Source organism: Brevundimonas sp. (assembly GCF_041648615.1).
In the GTDB taxonomy this organism is placed as follows: domain Bacteria; phylum Pseudomonadota; class Alphaproteobacteria; order Caulobacterales; family Caulobacteraceae; genus Brevundimonas.
The window spans coordinates 1-2,781 of the sequence record NZ_JBAZOS010000090.1; the positions used below are offsets into that span (position 1 = coordinate 1).

Below are 2,781 nucleotides of genomic sequence, written 5' to 3' on the forward strand. Positions count from 1 at the left end.
CAGGTTGAGGATTTTTCCACGCCCGTCGGGGGCGCCGTCGCTGGCCTCGATGACCCAGGCGGCCGAGCCCGAACGGATCGCGGCGGCGGTCTTTTCGAAGCCCGAGATAAGCACGCCTTCGCGCCGGGCAAGGCCCAGCTGGTCCAGGACACGCCGGACGAGCAGTCGCTCGACAAGGTCCGGGAGGTCCGGCGTCGGCTTCAATGGCGCGCGGGCGCTGCGGGCGAACAGGTTCTTCTTCACCGCCGCAGCGACAGAGGCGCGGTCGGCGGCGACCCACAGGCCGCGCCCGGGCAGTTTCCTGCCCAGGTCCGGGGCGACCGAGCCGTCCGGCCCCGCGACGAAACGGATCAGACGAGATTCGTCCATGACCTGGCCGGTGACCAGATCGCGGCGTTCCCTATCCGATGCGTGTGCGTCGCGAAGGCTCATGGACGGTCGGGGCTCCCATCACGCGTCTTCAGGCTGGTCGAGATCCTCGGCGGAGGCGTCAGCCTCGGCTTCGGGCTCGGCGTCAGCAGCGGCGGGCGCATCGCCGAACACGGCGTCGGCGTCATATTCGCCCTCGGCGTATTCGACCTCTTCCTCGTACTCCGGTTCGGGCTGGGGCAGTTCGGACGCATCGATCCAGCCGGCCGCGACCCGGGCCTGAAGGATCAGCATTTCGGCGTCCTCCTGGCTCAGGTTGAAGCTTTCCAGCACGCCGGCCAGCTTGACCCGCTCGCCGTTGACGATTTCGTGGCCGCCGCGGATTTCATCCGTGGCCAGGTCGGCCAGGTCCTCGACGGTCTTCACACCGCCTTCGCCCAGGGCGACGGCGATGGGCAGGGTCACGCCCGGGACATTCATGACGGCGTCCTCAACGCCCAGTTCGGTGCGTTTGGCGTCCAGCACGGCGGCCTGTTTGTCGAGGAATTCACGGGCGCGAGCCTGCAGTTCCTCGGCGGTGTCCTCGTCGAAGCCCTCGATCTCGGCGACTTCGTAGGAGTCGACGAAGGCCAGATCCTCGACCGTGGCGAACCCTTCGGTGACCAGCAGCTGGGCGATGACCTCGTCGACGTCCAGGGCTTCCTGGAACAGCAGGGTGCGCTCGCTGAATTCCTTCTGGCGACGTTCGGAATCCTGGGCCTCGGTGATGATGTCGATCTGCCAGCCGGTCAGCTGGGAGGCCAGGCGGACGTTCTGGCCGCGACGGCCGATGGCCAGCGACAGCTGTTCGTCGGGCACGACGACCTCGACGCGGCCGGCTTCTTCGTCGAGCACGACCTTGGAGACCTCGGCCGGAGCCAGGGCGTTGACGATGAAGGTCGGCTCGTCCGGGTTCCACTGAATGATGTCGATCTTCTCGCCCTGCAGCTCGGCGACGACCGCCTGAACGCGCGAGCCGCGCATGCCGACGCAGGCGCCGACGGGGTCGATGGAGCTGTCGTTCGACAGGACGGCCATCTTGGCGCGCGAGCCGGAATCGCGGGCGGCGGCGCGGATCTCGATGACGCCGTCGTAGACCTCGGGCACTTCCTGGGCGAACAGCTTGGCCATGAAGCCGGGGTGAGCCCGCGACAGCATGATCTGCGGACCCTTGGTCTCGGCGCGCACGTCGTAGATGTAGGTGCGGATCCGGTCGCCGATGTTGAAGATCTCGCGCGGGATCGACTGGTCGCGGCGCATGATGCCCTCGCCCCGGCCCAGATCGACGATGGTGTTGCCGTATTCGACGCGCTTGACGGTGCCGTTGACGATCTCGCCGACGCGGTCCTTGAACTCTTCGTACTGGTTGGCGCGCTCGGCCTCGCGGACCTTCCCGGTGATGACCTGGCGGGCCATCTGGGTCTGGACGCGGCCGAACTCGAACGGCGGCAGGTCCTCGACATATTCCTTGCCGACCACGGCTTCCGGATCACGCTTGGAGGCGTCGGTCAGGCGCACCATGGCCGAGTCGTTGAACTCTTCCAGCTCGTCCTCGGGCTGCCAGTCGTCCTCGACGATGGTCACGTGACGGGTCAGGGCCAGTTCGCCGGTCTTGGGGTCGATCTTGGCGCGGATGTCGTGATGGGCGCCGTAGCGCGACTTGGCGCCCTTCTGGATGGCTTCTTCCAGGGCCTCGATGACGATCTCGCGATCAATGTTCTTCTCCTGGGCGACCGCATTGGCGATCTGGAGCAGTTCGAGACGGTTGGCGGAAATACCGGTGACGGCCATCAGGCTTTGTCCTCAGATTGGGTCTTGGTGTTGGTATTATCTTCGGGCGCAGAGACCGGAAGCTCGTCGTCTTCAGGCTCGCCGCGGCGGGCGCGGATCTCGGCGCCGCGTTTCAGCAGGGCGTCGGTCATGACCAGCTTGGCGTCCACCAGCCAGTCGAAGGGGATCAGGGCGGTCTCGTCCTCGCCGTCCAGGTCCATGCAGACGTTTTCGCCTTCGGTCCCGGCGACGATGCCCTTGAAGCGTTTGCGGCCCTCGATCATCCGGTCCGTCTCGAGCCGGGCCTCCAGACCTTCGAACAGGTCGAAATCCTTGAGCCGGGTCAGGGGGCGGTCGACGCCGGGCGACGACACCTCCAGCAGGTATTCGCCGGCGATCGGGTCGGCGGCGTCGAACACCTCCGACACGGCGCGCGACAGGCGGGCGCATTCCTCGACAGAGATGTCGTTGTCCGACGGGCGCTCGGCCATGATCTGCAGCCGCTGGCGCAGCGAACCGCCCATCAGGCGCACGCGCACGATGTCGAGGCCGAGCGACTCCGCGATGGGGTCGATCAGCTCCAGCAACTCGCGATCAGGGGCG

3 protein-coding genes are annotated in these 2,781 nt (G+C 67.0%); all 3 read right to left on the reverse strand.

The window, feature by feature from the left end:
- A partial coding sequence (locus WC555_RS15615) for an RNA-binding protein (RefSeq protein WP_373255048.1) occupies positions 1–432 on the reverse strand: 432 nt, incomplete at its 3' end.
- A gap of 18 nt (positions 433–450) precedes the next feature.
- Positions 451–2,199 carry a transcription termination factor NusA gene (gene nusA / locus WC555_RS15620; RefSeq protein ID WP_373255049.1) on the reverse strand — a complete coding sequence of 583 codons (1,749 nt, stop codon included), beginning with the start codon at positions 2,197–2,199 and terminating at the stop codon, positions 451–453.
- A partial coding sequence (rimP, locus tag WC555_RS15625) for a ribosome maturation factor RimP (protein ID WP_373255052.1) occupies positions 2,199–2,781 on the reverse strand: 583 nt, incomplete at its 5' end. The genes nusA and rimP, both read right to left, overlap by 1 nt.

Bases quoted from the DNA above. Each gene is read 5' to 3' on its own strand.
- nusA (WP_373255049.1), bottom strand. From the start codon at position 2,199: ATGGCCGTCACCGGTATTTCCGCCAACCGTCTCGAACTGCTCCAGATC.